This window comes from Marinomonas mediterranea MMB-1 (assembly GCF_000192865.1).
Taxonomy (GTDB): domain Bacteria; phylum Pseudomonadota; class Gammaproteobacteria; order Pseudomonadales; family Marinomonadaceae; genus Marinomonas; species Marinomonas mediterranea.
The window spans coordinates 2,191,066-2,207,460 of record NC_015276.1; the positions used below are offsets into that span (position 1 = coordinate 2,191,066).

12 protein-coding genes are annotated in these 16,395 nt (G+C 41.9%); 8 read left to right on the forward strand and 4 right to left on the reverse strand.

Annotation, left to right across the window (positions count from 1 at the left end; translation table 11 throughout):
- Positions 1-40 precede the first annotated feature (40 nt).
- The gene (gene acpP / locus MARME_RS10105; RefSeq protein WP_013661163.1) at positions 41-274 is read left to right on the forward strand and encodes an acyl carrier protein; all 234 of its coding nucleotides are present in this window, start codon (positions 41-43) and stop codon (positions 272-274) included.
- Between the two features lie 121 nt (positions 275-395).
- On the forward strand, positions 396-1,637 hold the full coding sequence (gene fabF / locus MARME_RS10110; RefSeq protein ID WP_013661164.1) for a beta-ketoacyl-ACP synthase II: 1,242 nt from the start codon (positions 396-398) through the stop codon (positions 1,635-1,637).
- An 82-nt stretch (positions 1,638-1,719) separates the two neighbouring features.
- Here fabF and MARME_RS10115 read toward each other — a convergent pair whose 3' ends face one another.
- The gene (locus MARME_RS10115; RefSeq protein WP_013661165.1) at positions 1,720-2,127 is read right to left on the reverse strand and encodes a PA2817 family protein; all 408 of its coding nucleotides are present in this window, start codon (positions 2,125-2,127) and stop codon (positions 1,720-1,722) included.
- A gap of 94 nt (positions 2,128-2,221) precedes the next feature.
- Here MARME_RS10115 and MARME_RS10120 point away from each other — a divergent pair, with 94 nt between their 5' ends.
- Genes MARME_RS10120 through queF form a run of 3 tightly spaced genes read left to right on the forward strand, consistent with a single transcriptional unit; the run spans position 2,222 to position 4,738 of the window.
- The gene (locus tag MARME_RS10120; RefSeq protein WP_013661166.1) at positions 2,222-3,136 is read left to right on the forward strand and encodes an ABC transporter ATP-binding protein; all 915 of its coding nucleotides are present in this window, start codon (positions 2,222-2,224) and stop codon (positions 3,134-3,136) included.
- A gap of 5 nt (positions 3,137-3,141) precedes the next feature.
- Positions 3,142-3,915 (forward strand): ABC transporter permease, encoded by a 774-nt coding sequence (locus MARME_RS10125; protein ID WP_013661167.1) that lies wholly within the window; start codon positions 3,142-3,144, stop codon positions 3,913-3,915.
- Positions 3,916-3,925: 10 nt separating this feature from the next.
- Entirely contained in the window at positions 3,926-4,738 is an 813-nt protein-coding gene (gene queF / locus MARME_RS10130) for an NADPH-dependent 7-cyano-7-deazaguanine reductase QueF (RefSeq protein WP_013661168.1), read from the forward strand.
- Between the two features lie 119 nt (positions 4,739-4,857).
- Here the strand turns inward: queF and MARME_RS10135 are convergent, their stop codons facing one another.
- Positions 4,858-6,852, reverse strand: coding sequence for a sensor domain-containing protein (locus MARME_RS10135; RefSeq protein ID WP_013661169.1), 1,995 nt, complete (start codon positions 6,850-6,852; stop codon positions 4,858-4,860).
- 314 nt (positions 6,853-7,166) lie between these two features.
- Here MARME_RS10135 and amt point away from each other — a divergent pair, with 314 nt between their 5' ends.
- Positions 7,167-10,244 carry an ammonium transporter gene (gene amt / locus MARME_RS10140; protein ID WP_013661170.1) on the forward strand — a complete coding sequence of 1,026 codons (3,078 nt, stop codon included), beginning with the start codon at positions 7,167-7,169 and terminating at the stop codon, positions 10,242-10,244.
- A gap of 159 nt (positions 10,245-10,403) precedes the next feature.
- Here amt and MARME_RS10145 read toward each other — a convergent pair whose 3' ends face one another.
- Positions 10,404-11,465, reverse strand: coding sequence for a substrate-binding domain-containing protein (locus MARME_RS10145; protein WP_013661171.1), 1,062 nt, complete (start codon positions 11,463-11,465; stop codon positions 10,404-10,406).
- 79 nt (positions 11,466-11,544) lie between these two features.
- Here MARME_RS10145 and MARME_RS10150 point away from each other — a divergent pair, with 79 nt between their 5' ends.
- Both MARME_RS10150 and MARME_RS10155 read left to right on the forward strand, forming a co-directional pair.
- Positions 11,545-12,663, forward strand: coding sequence for an ABC transporter substrate-binding protein (locus tag MARME_RS10150; RefSeq protein WP_013661172.1), 1,119 nt, complete (start codon positions 11,545-11,547; stop codon positions 12,661-12,663).
- Positions 12,660-15,128 carry an EAL domain-containing protein gene (locus tag MARME_RS10155; protein ID WP_013661173.1) on the forward strand — a complete coding sequence of 823 codons (2,469 nt, stop codon included), beginning with the start codon at positions 12,660-12,662 and terminating at the stop codon, positions 15,126-15,128. The genes MARME_RS10150 and MARME_RS10155 overlap by 4 nt, the downstream gene beginning before the upstream one ends.
- Before the next feature lie 69 nt (positions 15,129-15,197).
- Here MARME_RS10155 and MARME_RS10160 read toward each other — a convergent pair whose 3' ends face one another.
- A complete protein-coding gene (locus tag MARME_RS10160; protein ID WP_013661174.1) occupies positions 15,198-16,154 on the reverse strand; it encodes a hypothetical protein in 957 nt (318 codons plus the stop codon).
- Positions 16,155-16,395: the final 241 nt, after the last annotated feature.

A 16,395-nucleotide genomic window follows, 5' to 3' on the forward strand; every position in this document is an offset into this window, starting at 1 on the left:
TGCTCAAATGAGCTATTGACGAGTAGAGTAGGAACTTCCAATGAGTAGCATTGAAGAACGCGTTAAAAAAATTGTTTGTGAACAGCTAGGTGTTAAAGAGGAAGAAGTTGTTGCTTCAGCATCTTTCGTAGATGACTTGGGCGCTGATTCCCTAGATACTGTAGAGCTTGTTATGGCTCTTGAAGAGGAATTTGAAACTGAAATTCCTGATGAAGAAGCTGAAAAAATCACTACTGTACAAGCTGCGAACGATTACATCAACGCTAACTTGTAATACTCTAGTGATCTGAGTTTCCGAAAAGCCGCTTGTATTTTGTTGTACAGCGGCTTTTCTTATTCATGGTAATAGGTGGAATTGCCTACGACCTAGGAAGAGCGTAATTTGGAGGATTTCTATGTCTCGTCGTCGAGTTGTGGTCACAGGAATGGGAATGGTGACACCCCTTGGCAACAATGTGGAAGACACATGGGATAAGGTGCTAGAAGGGAAAAGTGGCGTATCCGATATAGAACATTTTGATACTAGCTCATTTTCGACGCGATTTGCGGCGCAAGTACGAGATTTCGATGCTGCGCAGTATATGTCTGTGAAAGAAGCTAGAAAAATGGATGTGTTTATCCAATACGGTATCGCAGCATCTGTGCAAGCACTTGATGATGCAGATATCAATGAAACGACTGCAGATTTGTCGCGTGTCGGATGTGCGATTGGTTCTGGCATTGGTGGTTTACCAATGATAGAAAAAAATTTAGCGCTTCTAAATGAATCTGGTCCTAAGCGAATTTCACCATTCTTTGTTCCTGGTGCGATCATTAATATGATTTCTGGGCACGTAGCTATACGATTTGGGTTTAAAGGTCCAAATATATCAATAGTGACTGCGTGTACGACTGGAACGCATAATATTGGCATGGCTGGAAGAATGATTGCTTATGGCGATGCTGACGTTATGATTGCTGGTGGCGCTGAAATGGCAATTACGCCACTTGGTATTGGTGGTTTTGGTGCTGCTAGAGCGCTGTCTACTAGAAATGATGACCCGAAAACGGCTAGCCGTCCATGGGATAAAGACCGCGATGGTTTTGTCATGGGAGATGGTGCTGGAGTGTTGGTACTTGAAGAGTACGAGCATGCAAAAGCGCGGGGTGCGAAGATTTACGCTGAACTTGCTGGTTTTGGTATGAGCGATGATGCACATCATATTACCGCGCCACCAGAAACAGGTTCTGGAGCGATCGCAGCGATGTCTGCCGCATTGCGAGATGCTAAGGCTTCACCTGCGGATATTGATTATATAAACGCTCACGGTACTTCGACACCTGCTGGTGATTTAGCAGAAAGCGAAGCAGTGAAAAGTTTGATGGGCGCAGATGCTTCTGATGTTGCTATAAGCTCTACCAAATCGATGATAGGTCATTTATTGGGTGCTTCTGGAGCAGTAGAGTCTATCTTCTCCATCCTAGCCATTCGAGATCAAGTTGCTCCGCCTACTATTAACCTAGATGATCCTAGTGACGGGTGTGATTTGAACTATGTATCTATGACTGCTCAGAAGCGAAATATTGAGCTGGTGCTTAATAATTCGTTTGGGTTTGGCGGTACGAATGGAACCCTAGTGTTCCGCAAGGCTAGCTAGTATTTAGATATGTTGCGTTCAAGATTTTTTTATGTTGGTTTATAGTTGTTTTGAAATATAAACCAACATAAATAAGAAATTATTAGTGAAGAGGTTGTTTGGGCTTTCTGATTTTTTCTAAAAGTTCAGAAATACTATATTCTTGACTCGAACTTTCGAGTTGATAAATTTCTTCTTCCAATAATTCATATACAGACAGTTCTTCATCTCCTAGAAAGTGTAGGCACTCACCGCCAGCAAACCATAGAAGCTCGCGTTTCATTAGAGGAACTAAGTTAGGGTAGCAGCGAACAAATCTTGAAAGCAGCTCCTGAATTTCAAATAGGAACTCGGGATTCCCTTCTGCAGGAATAGTAAAGAGGTCGCCCATCTTTTCGATGAAATCAGATTCTTCCTCTGCTAAATGCTCTCTATTAAATGGGTCGTGTTCTAGAAGGCGATCATTAAGTTGTTTGAGCGTATTGATAATGTACGCGGTACGTATATTCACAGTTTAACCTTTCATTTTGATTGTGTAGCAATATGCTGTTAATTATATTGCGCATTGTACGATAGATGTTAGCTAAGCCACAGAGATCTATATTATGACATATGCACTTGAAATTAGTGACTTAAAGAAACGATATGACAATGGTTTTGAGGCGTTAAAGGGCGTTAATTTAAAAGTAGAGAAGGGCGATTTTTTTGCTCTATTAGGACCCAATGGCGCCGGGAAGTCCACGACCATAGGTATAATGTGCTCCTTGGTAAATAAAACATCCGGCAAGGTTTCTATTAGCGGTAACGATATTGACGATAACTTCGCTAAAGCGAAACAGCATCTTGGTGTTGTCCCACAAGAATTCAACTTTAATGTGTTTGAAACCGTGTTTAATGTGGTTGTCACTCAGGCTGGCTTTTATGGTATTCCTGCTCAGGTCGCAGAAGAGCGTGCAGAAAAGTACCTCAAGCAATTAGGGCTTTGGGATAAAAAAGATGTGCAATCACGTATGTTGTCTGGCGGCATGAAGCGAAGATTGATGATTGCGCGTGCTCTTGTTCATGAGCCAGAAATCTTGATACTTGATGAACCTACTGCGGGTGTCGATATCGAATTAAGACGTTCAATGTGGGAGTTCATTACGGAGTTAAATGAATCCGGTACAACAATAATACTGACGACACACTACCTCGAAGAAGCGGAGCAGCTTTGCCGTAATATTGCGATTATTAACGCGGGTGAAATTGTCGAAAATACGAGTGTTAAAGCATTGCTTAAAACACTAAACCAAGAAACCTTTATATTAGATTTAAGCCAGTCAATCGATAACGATTTTGCACTTCCTGATTATAAAATTAGCACTTCCGCAGACGGCATGTCGTTGGAGATTGAAGTGACGAAAGGTCAATCTTTAAATGGCGTTGTTTTAGAGTTGGATCGTTTAGGCTGTCAGGTGCTAAGTATGAGAAATAAATCGAATCGACTTGAAGAGCTATTTGTAAAACTAACAAACGGGTAAGACGAATGAAGAACTCAGAAATATGGATTGCCTTTTTTACTATTTTTCGACGTGAAATTCGTCGGTTTATGCGAATATGGCCACAAACATTGCTGCCGCCCGCAATCACTATGACGCTCTATTTTGCTATTTTTGGTAATCTGATCGGCTCAAAAATCGGTGAAATGGGCGGCTTTAGCTATATGCAGTATATCGTTCCCGGTTTGATCATGATGTCCGTGATAACCAACTCATACTCTAACGTAGCGTCTTCGTTTTTCTCTGTTAAATTTCAACATAGTATTCAGGAAATGTTGGTATCACCAACGCCAAATTATGTCATTCTTCTTGGCTATGTTTTAGGTGGTGTCGCTCGAGGACTGGCGGTCGGTTTTATTGTGACTATCCTGTCGTTGTTCTTTTCACATTTGCCATTGGAAAACGTCTTCTTGACTATATTGGTCGTGATCTTGACGTCGATAATGTTCTCATTAGGTGGTTTTGTGAATGCTCTGTATGCAAGAAGTTTCGATGATATTTCGATCATACCGACGTTTGTGCTTACGCCCCTTACGTACCTTGGTGGCGTTTTTTATTCGATTGACTTGTTGCCTGACTTTTGGCAAAACGTATCCTTATTGAATCCAATTCTATATATGGTTAATGCATTTAGATTCGGTATTCTGGGTGTGTCTGATATTAATGTATACTGGGCACTAATTATTGTTTGTTTGTTTATCGTTTTATTGTATTGCTTTGGTTTAAACAGATTAAATCAAGGTCGTGGTATTAGAGATTGAGGTAGATGTTATGGGTGTGTTGCCCCTAGGTCAAAAGACAGAATACGTATCAACTTACGATGCGTCGCTGTTATTTCCAATTCCCCGCGTTGATAAATGGGGCGAAATGGGTATCGAAGAGGACAGGCTGCCCTTTTTTGGTGAGGATATTTGGAATGCGTATGAACTATCTTGGCTTAATTTAAAAGGTAAGCCGGTTGTCGCTTTAGGAGAGTTTCGTATTCCACATGACTCGCCGAATATTATTGAGTCTAAATCATTCAAGCTGTATCTCAATTCATTTAATCAAATGAAGCATGAGCATTTTGCTTCCGTGCAAGCGATTATGGAACGCGATTTAAGCGCGGCAGCAGGTGCTCCTGTCACCGTTATACTTCGAGACGTTGATTCAATGGAGTCTTTGGTTGTACTGACCCCAGACTACTGTATAGACGAGATCGATGTTGATATTGATACCTACCAGCCAAATAGTGAGTTATTGCAGCGCGAGCATGATGGTGTGGTAGAGGAGCGTTTAGTAAGCCATTTATTGAGGTCTAACTGCCCCGTTACAAATCAACCTGATTGGGGTTCGGTATTTATCGACTACAAAGGTATGAAGATCGATCATGCCTCTTTATTAAAATACATTGTATCGTTCCGAGAGCACACAGATTTTCACGAACAGTGTGTAGAGCGAATCTTCATTGATATTATGCAGCGCTGTCAGCCTGAAAGCCTGATTGTGTATGCACGATATGTAAGACGTGGAGGGTTGGATATAAACCCGTATAGATCTTCTACTGAGATTGTTCTAGGAAATGATCGACTAACCAGACAATGATAAGTCATAGGTAAGTTGAAAAAAGCGGCTTTCAGGTGAAAGCCGCTTTTTTTATATATTTCTTTTGGGTTGTAATGGGCGATCTTTTTAGTAATATTTCATGCCAATAGTAAATGTTACTAGAGTATATGAGGAACGTCCGAAAGAAACTTTTCAACATCATTCGGTTGTAAAGCTTCAGCAATAAAGAAACCTTGAAGTTCTTCGCATCCCAGTTGCTCACAAAGGTAGGCCATTTCTTGAGTTTCAATGCCTTCGGCCACCACAGATGCACTCATCGCGTGGCATATTTCAATCACTTTACCAACAATTTTTTCATTCTTAGGCAAACTTCTAATTAGGCTTTTATCCAGCTTGATACAGTCGACCGACATTTGTGTTAAACGGGCTAAATTTGAATACCCTGTACCGAAATCATCAATGGCAATCTTAATACCCGCTGCTTGTAGGTTTTCAATATTTCGCTGTGCTGCTGGGCTGTTTTTAAACATAGATGTTTCCGTTAGCTCAAGTTCTATTGATTCTGGAGGCAATTGCTCACGCTCAAGGTTATCTAGAATAAATTTTGAAAATTCTTCGCTATGCAGTTGGTTAATCGAAACATTGACCGACAGCGAAACAAAAATAGAGCGTTGTCGCCAATTGCAGAGCTGCTGAATGGTTTCTTCAATGACCCAGCTACCAACCGCATCAATAAGATTGGATTTTTCCAGAAGAGGGATAAAGTCTTCAGGATACAGCATTCCATACATCGGGTGCTCCCAGCGTATGAGCGCCTCTAAGCTATGTATCTGTTTGGTTTTAAGATTGAACCGAGGTTGAAAATACAGTCTAAATTGTTCGCTTAGTGGGTAGTGCTTTACGCTTTTTATAAGATTATGTTCACGATCCAATCGGCTTTTCATATCGCTTTTGAAAACACAGTGTTGATTTCTACCTGCGGACTTTGCACAGTACATTGCAATGTCTGCACACTGCATGAGTGTGTCGATTGTGTCCCCCTCTTTTTCGTAAAAAGCGATCCCAATACTTGGCGTGATTTTAATGTTGGCATCTTCAAGCGTAATAGGATGAGATAGGTTGGATAACACCTCATCAGACAGCCTAATTGCATCTGATTGCTCATCGGCTTGTATAAATAACAGGAATTCATCACCGCCGAGACGAACTATTTCATCGTCTACTTTAACCATCGAGCGCAGCCTATGTGCGATCTCGATTAGTACTTTATCGCCTTGTTTATGGCCAAGTGTATCGTTGATGGCTTTAAATTCGTCGAGATCTAGAAACTGAATACTTAGTAGGCGCCCTTTCTGAGAAGCTTGTTTTACAACTCGCTCAAAAATACGAGTCAACGATCGCCTATTTGGTAGCTTTGTAAGCGCGTCGGTATAGGCTATTTGGTGAGCGCGAGCTTCAGCCGCCTTCAATTCACTAACGTCAGTTGCACTTACTAGGACTGAAGGTTTACCGCTAATTGGATCGTGACACGATCGGGCGATGATTTCATGCCACTTTTCGCCAGTCGAAGTGAAAACTTTGGAGATACAAGTGCCGTCTCCTGTGCGCTTTATATCCGACATTAGTTTAAGGTAGTCATTAGGGTCGTAAAAACGATCGGATAAATCTGTGTTTGGGCTACCAAATGTGCGTCTCGCGACAGGGTTCATATACAGCGTTTCCCCATAAGCTACATGAAGCGATATCATAAGTTGAGTGTGCAGTAGGGCATCTATGCCACGAATCGCATCTGGCTTTGCTTCTTGAACATCGTACCCTTCACACAATATAGCGTATCGACCTTGTGCCAGCTCAATGCCGGAAAAACGAATATTAAGGGTGACCGGCTGTCCATTGGGGTAAAGCGTCCACTGTTCTTTGAAGTCAACCTCATTTTTTTTGAAGTCTGCTAAATATTGATTGAGCCGTTGTTTGACTGCTGGAGACATGTCAGTTGACATGTCTCTATCCAATAAGTCTGTTAGCTGCTTTGCATCCCAAAGCTCTAGGGCCGATTTATTTGCCCAAATAATATGCGACGTGTCGACATCGAATACCCATACGGGAAGTTCAACACGATTGTAGACGCTGCGTAACAGCAAAAGCTCGTCCATAGATCAAAATCCGATCGGTTAATATAGTCATTTAAAGGGCGTGTAGCCTCACCCTTAGCTGACATAGAATAAGTTAAACCTTAGTTTATACCAACCAAAAGAACTGTAATGTTTTACAAATCATACGCTTTTTTCCGGTGCTTCTCTGTTGGTTATGTAGCGTAATGTTACATAGTTGGCCTAAGAATTGAATGCAGTACTTATTTATATCACCACATTTTCTATGAAAACTGAGTTTAACGAGTATTGATGTAGACTTGAGTTATTGAAAAGTGCTGTTGAATCGACGCGCTTGTCACTAAGGAGTTTGTTTAATGGGAAATACCGCTTGGTTACTTGTGTCCGCTGCATTGGTTTTTATTATGCAAGCAGGCTTTTTATGTCTTGAAAGTGGGCGCATTCGCAATAAAAACAGCATTAATGTAGCCGCTAAAAATATTTCCGACTTTATTTTATCCTCTCTGTCTTTTTGGTTGGTTGGCTTCGGGTTGATGTTTGGTCAATCTTATTCTGGTGTCATAGGTGTGTCTTATTTCGCGCCTGACAGCTTATCGCTGGAAGGCTATGGTGCAAGCTTTCTATTATTTCAAATGATGTTCTGTGGCACCGCTGCGACGCTTGTCTCTGGAGCGGTAGCAGAGCGTATGACATTCATGGGTTACCTTCTGATTACGTTGGTTCTGGGTGTATTTATCTATCCAATTCAAGGGCATTGGGCTTGGAATAGTGTGTACTCTGGAAACGAGACGCAAGGTTGGCTAGAAGCAATGGGCTTTATTGATTTTGCTGGCTCTACTGTTGTGCATTCCGTCGGTGGTTGGGTTGCACTGATTGCTATTTACGTTATTGGGGCGCGCCATAAACGTTTTTCAGAAGGTGTTCATATCCCTCAGGGGAGTAATTTACCGCTGGCGGGGTTGGGTGCGCTTTTAATTTGGTTTGGTTGGATTGGTTTTAATGGTGGCAGTGCATTGGAGCTCAATAGTCACGTATCTGTGATCATCATGAATACGTTTTTGTCTGCGGCTTGGGGTGGGGCGGCGGCGGCGGTCAGTTTTTATCTGTCAAAGCGTTATGTTGATGTTACTCACCTCCTTAATGGCGTTATCGCTGGATTAGTAGGGATTACCGCAGGGTGTCACGTAATGTCAGGTGCATCCGCAAGTATTGTCGGTATTGTGAGTGGAATAATCGTTATTTTGGGTAGCCAGCTAATGGAGCATCTTAAGCTAGACGATGCTCTCGATGTGGTTCCTGCACACCTTTTTGCAGGAATCTGGGGCACATTAGCGGTTGCTTTGTTGGGAGATAAAGCGTTGTTTGGAACTGGATATTCACGCCTAGCCCAGTTTGAAGTTCAACTCATTGGCGTTGTTAGTATCGGTCTATACTGTGTTGTTGTTTCTTATATTTTCATTCGCATCTTGTCGCGCTGGGTGCCGATGCGAGTGTCTATTCAGGATGAAGAGCAAGGACTTAACAAAGCAGAACACCTTGCCACCACTGAGCTAATAGATTTGTTAGATTCGATGGAAGATCAGCACAATAAAGCTGACTTCTCGTCTCAGGTCCCTGTCGAGCCTTTTACTGAAGTCGGTCAAATCGCTAAAAAGTACAACTCTGTTCTAGAAAAAGTGAATCAAGAGATCGCTGAGCGTGATCAGGCGCTGTTTTGGTTCAAAGAAAGTGAAATGAGAAAAACGGCAATATTAAACTCGTCGATGGATGCGATCGTGACCATTGATGGTCAAGGAACGATTGTTGAGTTTAATCCAGCTGCAGAACGAACGTTTGGAATGTTAAAAAAGCAGGTCAAAGCAAAGAATTTTATTTCGCTTTTTGTTGGCAAAGATAAACGTGTTGAAATGTCACAGAGTCTTTCTCTTGGCTTTTCAAATTCTCAGGGTTTGGTGTTAAATCGGCGGAATAATTTCACGTTATTAAGAGGGGAGACGCAGCCCTTCCCAGTTGAAATTACGATTACTAAGGCAGTAAATGATCATGGGCAATTTCAAGAATTTACCCTTCATATTAGAGACATAACGCGCCATATTAAATTACAGCAGAGATTAAAGTTTCTAGCGTACAGTGACCCGTTAACAAGTTTGCATAATCGTACTTTTATGGCCGAACAATTAGAGCGTTCAATAAAAGTCGCCAATCAAGCCGGTGATACGGTTGCACTTCTATTTTTAGATTTGGATAAGTTTAAGTTAATTAATGACACTTTGGGACACAAAGCAGGAGATGAACTGTTATGTGAGGTTGCCTCTCGTTTGAATTCCATTAGCCATATTGACGATGTTATTGCGAGATGGGGGGGCGATGAATTTCTTATTATGGTAACGGATAAAGTCTCGAAACCTCGTATAGAGGATTTGGCGAATCGTATCCTTACCGCGATGAAAACGCCTTTTTTACTTGAAGGCAAGCCTGTCGAAGTGGCGACCAGTGTTGGTATTGCTTTGTCCGAAAAAGATGAGACCGCAGAAAAACTGATTCAAAGAGCTGATTCCGCAATGTACGCCGCAAAGCAAAGTGGCCGTGGCGTACTTAGGTTCTACGATGAGCATATGTCATTGGAACTAAATGATGCCTATCTATTAGAGAAAGAGCTCGTGGTTGCGCTGGACCAACGTCAGTTTGTATTGCATTACCAGCCTATTTATGACGCGTCCGCTAATCAACTTGTTCAGTTTGAAGCCTTGATTAGGTGGAATCACCCTGATAAAGGGAATGTTCCACCCATTGACTTCATTCCTATTGCGGAAGAGTCACATTTGATCTGTCTCATTGGAGAGTACGTGATCGATGAGAGTCTTAAGTTGATTGCTTCTCTCACCGAGCAAGATATAGACATTGTCCCGATTTCGATCAATGTCTCAGGTCGGCATTTGATGGCAAGTGGTTTTATAGAGTACATGGAAGACAAGCTCAAATTTTATGGGATCAATGGACGTTTTGTTAAAGTAGAGGTGACGGAAGGGGTGTTTCTTCACGATACGGAACTGTGCGCTGACGTAATGAGGCGACTAAAACACCTTGGAATTGAAATTTCTGTTGATGACTTTGGAACGGGTTATTCATCCTTGTATTATTTGAAATCATTGCCAATTGACACACTGAAAATCGATAAATCCTTTGTGAAGGAGTGTCATGATTTAGCAGAAGGGCATACAATTTGTGAATCCATAATACGCCTAGCGCAAGGCCTTGCTCTCGAAGTAATCGCAGAAGGCGTCGAAACGAATGAACAGGCAGAAACCTTGATTGAATGGGGCTGTAACAAACATCAAGGTTATTACTATTGCCATCCTGTCGACGAGGAAAAAGCTGTTTCTATTCTAAAAGAGTTAGTGGAGCCCAGGAAAAACAAGGCTGCAAAAATATAGCATGAGATGTTTGCACGTCTACGGTGTTCTTTAAGAGACAATGTTATAAATGGGCTATAAATACTCATTTACAGCCCATAATTTTCTCGTCTATTCCTGCCTTGCCTGAGGAGGTTGTTACTTCGTCAACGATTCTAAAGTAGGTGGGGGATTGTATAGTTATTTACTTGAATAACGGAATGCTTCATCAGAAAGTGCATCAATTTCTGCTTCATCCATGTCACTGGTTACAACAGTAATTCTTCCTAAGTAAATATTGGGTACTTCGTCTTTCTTACCTTGTACGTAATATTTTATCGCCTCGGCTGTCGCGACGCCTGCGTCATCGCTCATGCGCATAGGGGTGGCATTTAGTTCGCCCAATTTTATTTTTTCTATCTCTTTAGCGGTACCACCCCAACCAGTCACGTATATGTCGTCTAATTTATTATCTTTTTTTAACGCCTCAATTGCGCCCATGGTCATGGCCGTATTTGCATTGTGTAGTAGGGTTACTTCAGGAAAGTTTTTAGCGACTAAATGCGCTCCATCGGCGCCGCCGCCTTTCTGATATTGTCCAAAATGTTCATACACATTAAGCCAATCTGCTTTTTCTTCTACACAATCAGAGAAAAGTTGAGACCGCTGAGTGTCTGTTATACCAGGTATACCTCGATTGAGCGCAAAATAAACATCGGAGCCAAGTTTTTCTGATAATGTATTACACAACGCCTTAGCGCCTATAGCACTGGAAAAATCAAACCAGGCATCTGGAGTGTTCTTCCAATCAGGGTCTGGTGTATGAAAAGCCCAAATAAAGGTGTAGAACTCATCGCTTGCAGAAAGCTTTTGTATATTTTTGGACTGTATATTTAATTCTGTAGGGCCGAAAATAACAAAGTCGAAATCTGTTTCATTGCCCACAACTTCTTCAACGTACTTTGATTGCAGAAAGTGTTCTATCTGACGAGATGAGTATTCTTTAATTGTGTATGGAATATTTAATTCTGACAGCCTTCCTACCAAAGCCTTGTAATTACGAATCCAATAATCTGAAATATCGGCACTCGGGTATATCAATGCAATTCTTATAGGCGAGTCTATTTCTTGCGTTACCGGAACGCTATTTGTACTAACGGCATCGTTGAAAGAAATATCCATATCTGCATTCGCCAACTCAATTGTTGCCACCGTTGACAGTGCAAAGAATGAGGTTAGAAACGTAGTTTTTTGTAAGGTCATGGAGGTACGACTCTGATATTAGGGTTATTATAATAATCTAGCATATTATTATCGGGTCACCCTTGAGTAATCAACATTTATGTTCAAATTGAAGTTCACCGCGTTATTGTTATCTGCTGCATTTTGCCAGACCTTATTGGCAGGAGATACTGAGTTTTTAAATTATGCGAAAGACCGAGTTGCGAGTGCTACTTCTATTGCTGATAGATGGGATGGTCCGACAGAAGGTCCTTTGGCCGAACCCAGTAAAAAAATAGTTTTTGTTGCTTCTGACCTACGTAATGGCGGTGTAAACGGTGTTGCTCAGGGCGTATCTGAAGCGTCTAGCCATATAAACTGGGAACTTCGCTTTATTGATGCGCTTGGGTCAGAAGTAAGGCAAGGCGCAGCACTTCGTCGTGCCGTTGCAATGAAACCAGATGGCATCATCTTGGGTGGTATTGACATAAAGCACCATAGAGAGGCTCTCAAAGTCGCTAAAAAACTTGGGATTTCAGTCGTTGGTTGGCATTCGAGTGACTCTACAGAGGGAAACGAAGAGCTTGGATTGTTTGCTAATATTACTACTGACCCAATGGAAGTAGCAGAGATAAGTGCGCTTTTAGCGATCACTGAAGGCGCTGGTGATATGAAAGCGGCGATTTTTACCGATAGGCGTTACAGCATTGCTACGTTAAAAGCCAATGTTATGAAAAAAACGGTCGAGAAGTGCAGTCGATGTCTACTCATTGATTACTTTGATATTCCGTTGGATCAAGTCGCAAACCATACTCATAAAGTAGTCCAGACTCTTATATCGGATGAGCAAGTTACTCACTTGCTAGTAATCAACGATTTGTATATCGATTTTGCGACGCCTGTCTATGAACAAGTTCAAAGCAAAGGAATGTCTATCCCTGTGAACATATCAGCCGGTGACGGCAGTATGGCTGCATATGACCGCATTAAAACAGGACAGTTCCAGCTTGCTACGGTCCCAGAGCCTCTTTACATGCAAGGTTGGCAAGTTGTTGATGAGCTGAACCGAAGTTTCAATTCATCACCGCCTAGTCGATATACCGCCCCCGTGCACATCATCACGCGAGAAAACGTGACTAAGCTCATCGGTAAGTCCGGTGTCTATGAGCCTAGAAATAACTACCGCGAAGCCTATCTCTCAATTTGGCTTGGTAAAAGCGGTAAAGGGGAAGAGCAATGAAAGTATCCTCATTAGCAGCGCGATTGTACGCGTCGATTTTTATACTACTTGCTATCTGTGGTATTGGTTTCTATGTCGTTATAAGGTCTTTAGCGTCGGTTGAAGCGACGCTCGAAGAGCGCTCATCTGATCACATTCAGTCTTTAACGCAGAATTCGCAAGCCAGTCGCCAAGTTTTTGATCTTGTTACTCGCGTTCAGTTACTTGAACAGGCAATCCTTTATAGTGAGTCAGTGCTGATTGAGGAAAGCTTTAATATTGGGGAGCCCTTGCAGGCGCTAAAAGACCTGTCCGATAATGGTGGTTTTGGCGAGCGTATTGATGAGTTTGTGCATAACTTCCATCGTTTTTTGGGAAGTTCAATCACATTGAATCAGGTCATTAAAGAAATAAACAAACTCGATAATCGTATGGGGCGAGAGATTGAGCAGTTAGATTTCGAATACACGGATTATCAGCTTGGAAGACAGAGCGACGGAGAACTTTTCGACCATGTCTTTGAAGATCCTATGAATATGATCCGAGAAACGTATCTTACGATAGGGAAAAAAATAGGCTCCATTCGCAGTCGAATTGCACCAGAGACTGAAAAAGTTCTTATTATTGAGGTTCAGAAAGAACTCGATATCCTTTTACTTCATCTTGAAAACTTTCATTTGTCTTCCGACCCTAAAGTGGCGTTAGAATTCAACCGCAGCAAGAAGCAAATGATACGTACAATTAAAAAATACAAAATGTCGTTGCGAAAAATGAAAGCGAATTTAGAGCAGCGGTGGAACGTAATGGACGATTTGGTTGAGTCGCAAAACTTATTGCTTAACGTGGTTAAAATTAATGAAGAGTCTGTTAAGTCCAGTGCTCTTGGATTAAAGCAGCAGCTAGAAAAAAACGTGGCGCAATCACGAGCACAAGTAACCATAGTCACACTGGGCGCTTTGTTAGTCGGGTTGGCTTTTATTTATATCGTAGTTAGTAAACACATCAATAAGCCTCTAAATAGATTGGTTCGAGGACTAAGAAAGCTGGAAAAAAGTCAGTTTGATTTAAGACTCGACCTCGGCCGTGCAGATGAGTGGCGGTCTATTGAAACAGCCTTCAATAGTATGGCTCGGAAACTGAAAGAAAGTTATTCGCAGCTTGATACTGAACGCGAGAAATTTAATTATCTTGCTCATCATGACCCGCTTACAGGTTTGTCTAATCGTTTACTAGGAACGCTGCGTTTGAAGGAAGTTATTCAGGCAAACAAAAAAACAAGAAAACTTTTTTCACTCTTGTATCTAGATCTCGATCAATTTAAGAATGTTAACGACTCTCTCGGCCATGATGCCGGAGACAACCTCCTTGTGAACGTTGCTAATACCCTGAATGAAATAGTGAGTGACTACGGTGTGGTTGCCCGAATGGGTGGCGATGAGTTCATGATTATATTGGATAAAGTTAGCTCCGTTACTGCAACGGAAGCCATTGCGAAATCCATTAACCAAGCGCTAAGACAACCATATTTTTTAAATGATAAGACGATCTTTGTTTCATCAAGTATTGGTATTTGCGTGTATCCGGATCATGGGGAAGATGTAGATGTATTGATCCGTAATGCAGATACGGCAATGTATGAGACGAAGAAGAGAGGGCGTGATGGTTATCAAATCTATACGGATAATTTAACTGAAGAAGCCAAAGAGAGGGTATCTATATCAACAGGTTTGCACAATGCGATCGATAAGAGTGAACTCGACGTATTCTATCAACCTCAATACAACCTATTAACAGGGAAGCTAGTGGGGGCGGAAGCGTTAGTGAGATGGCGCCACCCCGAAAAAGGACTTTTGTTACCAGCGGAATTTATTGATGTAGCGGAAGAAACTGGCATTATTTCCGAGCTTGATGATTGGGTCTTTGGTCGAGTCAGTGCGGACGTAGAGAGTTGGCTTGAGCAGGGCCTTTCGCTCGAAAGTCTGAGAATCTCCGTTAATATATCTGGGCGGAAATTTTTCTCTGCTGAATTAATTGATCGCCTAGATCGGTTTAATGAAGAAAAGCCTGAGATTGTCGAGCTGCTTACGCTTGAAGTTCATGAGCAAGATGTCATGAAGAACGCGATCTATGCCCGTGAATTGATTCAAGATCTAAGAACAAAGGGCTACAAAGTAGCCATCGATGATATAGGAACAGGCCGTTCGTCGTTGTCATTTTTACAAGGCTTGCCTCTCGACTATATGAAACTTGATCGTACTGTTGTTCATAACGTTAGTTCAGGAGAAAATGACTTTGCGTTTGTTAAGGCATTTTTGTCGCTCGCACATGAACTGAACGTCGAGGTAATCGCAGAAGGTATCGAAGAAGAGCAGCAAGCGAATAAACTTCGCGAAGCGGGTTGCCACGTGATGCAAGGCTTTATGTATTCTCATCCGCTTCCCAGTGGCGGCTGGCTAGAAATATTGAAGAGTTCACGTCTACTTTAGTCAACCGCTCGAACCGTACATATTTAACATGAAGAAAGTGTGTTCTTGAGGTCCAAAAAGTGACCTCTACTATAGTGTGGGGCAAACGATTTCTTGATTGTCTTGTAAATTAAGCAGTGCTTTTTTCATCGCTAAAGGTGCTGCGAATGAGCTTCCTTTGATTGGTGGCCATACTTTTGCTGGAAGAGTTGTTTGTTTGGTCCGAGAAATCAACGCCAATGGAATGTCTTCGCAACCGTCATTGTTTATATCGTAGCCAACGGTTTGGCCTATCTGGTTGTCGATGCGTTTAATTTCATAAGCGGCCTGCTCATAGACGTCAACGAAGACGTTATTTGTGATAAAGTAACTGAGCTCAGGCTCTTTTGCGCCTACGGTCGTCACTCCTTTAGCGAATGAGAGTGTGTTCACTGTCCGAGCTCCGCTATTGCCTGCAATGGTAAATACTTTCACTCCTTGCTCTGTCAAAGCTTCGAGGGCTCTTATTACTTGGTAAGTATCGGACCAAATCTCGTCATTTTTCCCCCACGCTTTTAAAACTTGAATATAACGCTCGCTGTACCTTTTTTCAAAAGGTGTTGGGAAGGCGCTGATTAGTGTTGATGATTCCCAAGACAAGACTAAAGAATCGACTGGAAGGGTTGGCATTCTTGCTAGAATGACACGTAAGTTTGTTAAAATTTCTTTCATCGGCTTTTGTTTGCCTTCAATTGGATATCGGGTGAAAGCAATCTGAGGTGAAGCCGCTATGATCTGTACAATGTCTCCATGATAGTAAGGCTCTTTAACCCTGTCCCGATCTACGTCTACCAAACCATACATCCACGTGTGCGACTCCTTGTCTTTTGCATTTAAAAAAGGCTCACTGGGCGGGAAAAAACGGTCAATGATAGCTGCTCGATATAAAGGTTTTTCATTCAGCTTTGCTTCCTCTTCGTCAAAGGTGAAAGCGTACTGACTAGTGCATCCGATAAACAGCACTAGGGTAGTTATAAGGCTAAAGTTGATTTTTTTTGAAAGCTTCATACTTCATCTCCGACGATGGCAGAGAAGTAATAAGGCCGATTATTTTTTGTCTTTCTAAAGGAAATGTTGCTAGAAACTACTGCATTTACTAAGGGCCTTAATCATGACTGTCATACATAAAACGGTGTGGGTTACGCCTTAGATGGATATCTAAAACGACCTCTCTTTTAAGCTTGGTCTATAACCGTGGATAATTCAAATCGGCGCTTGTAAAGGTTTGCAATTATGTTCTCTGGCATAA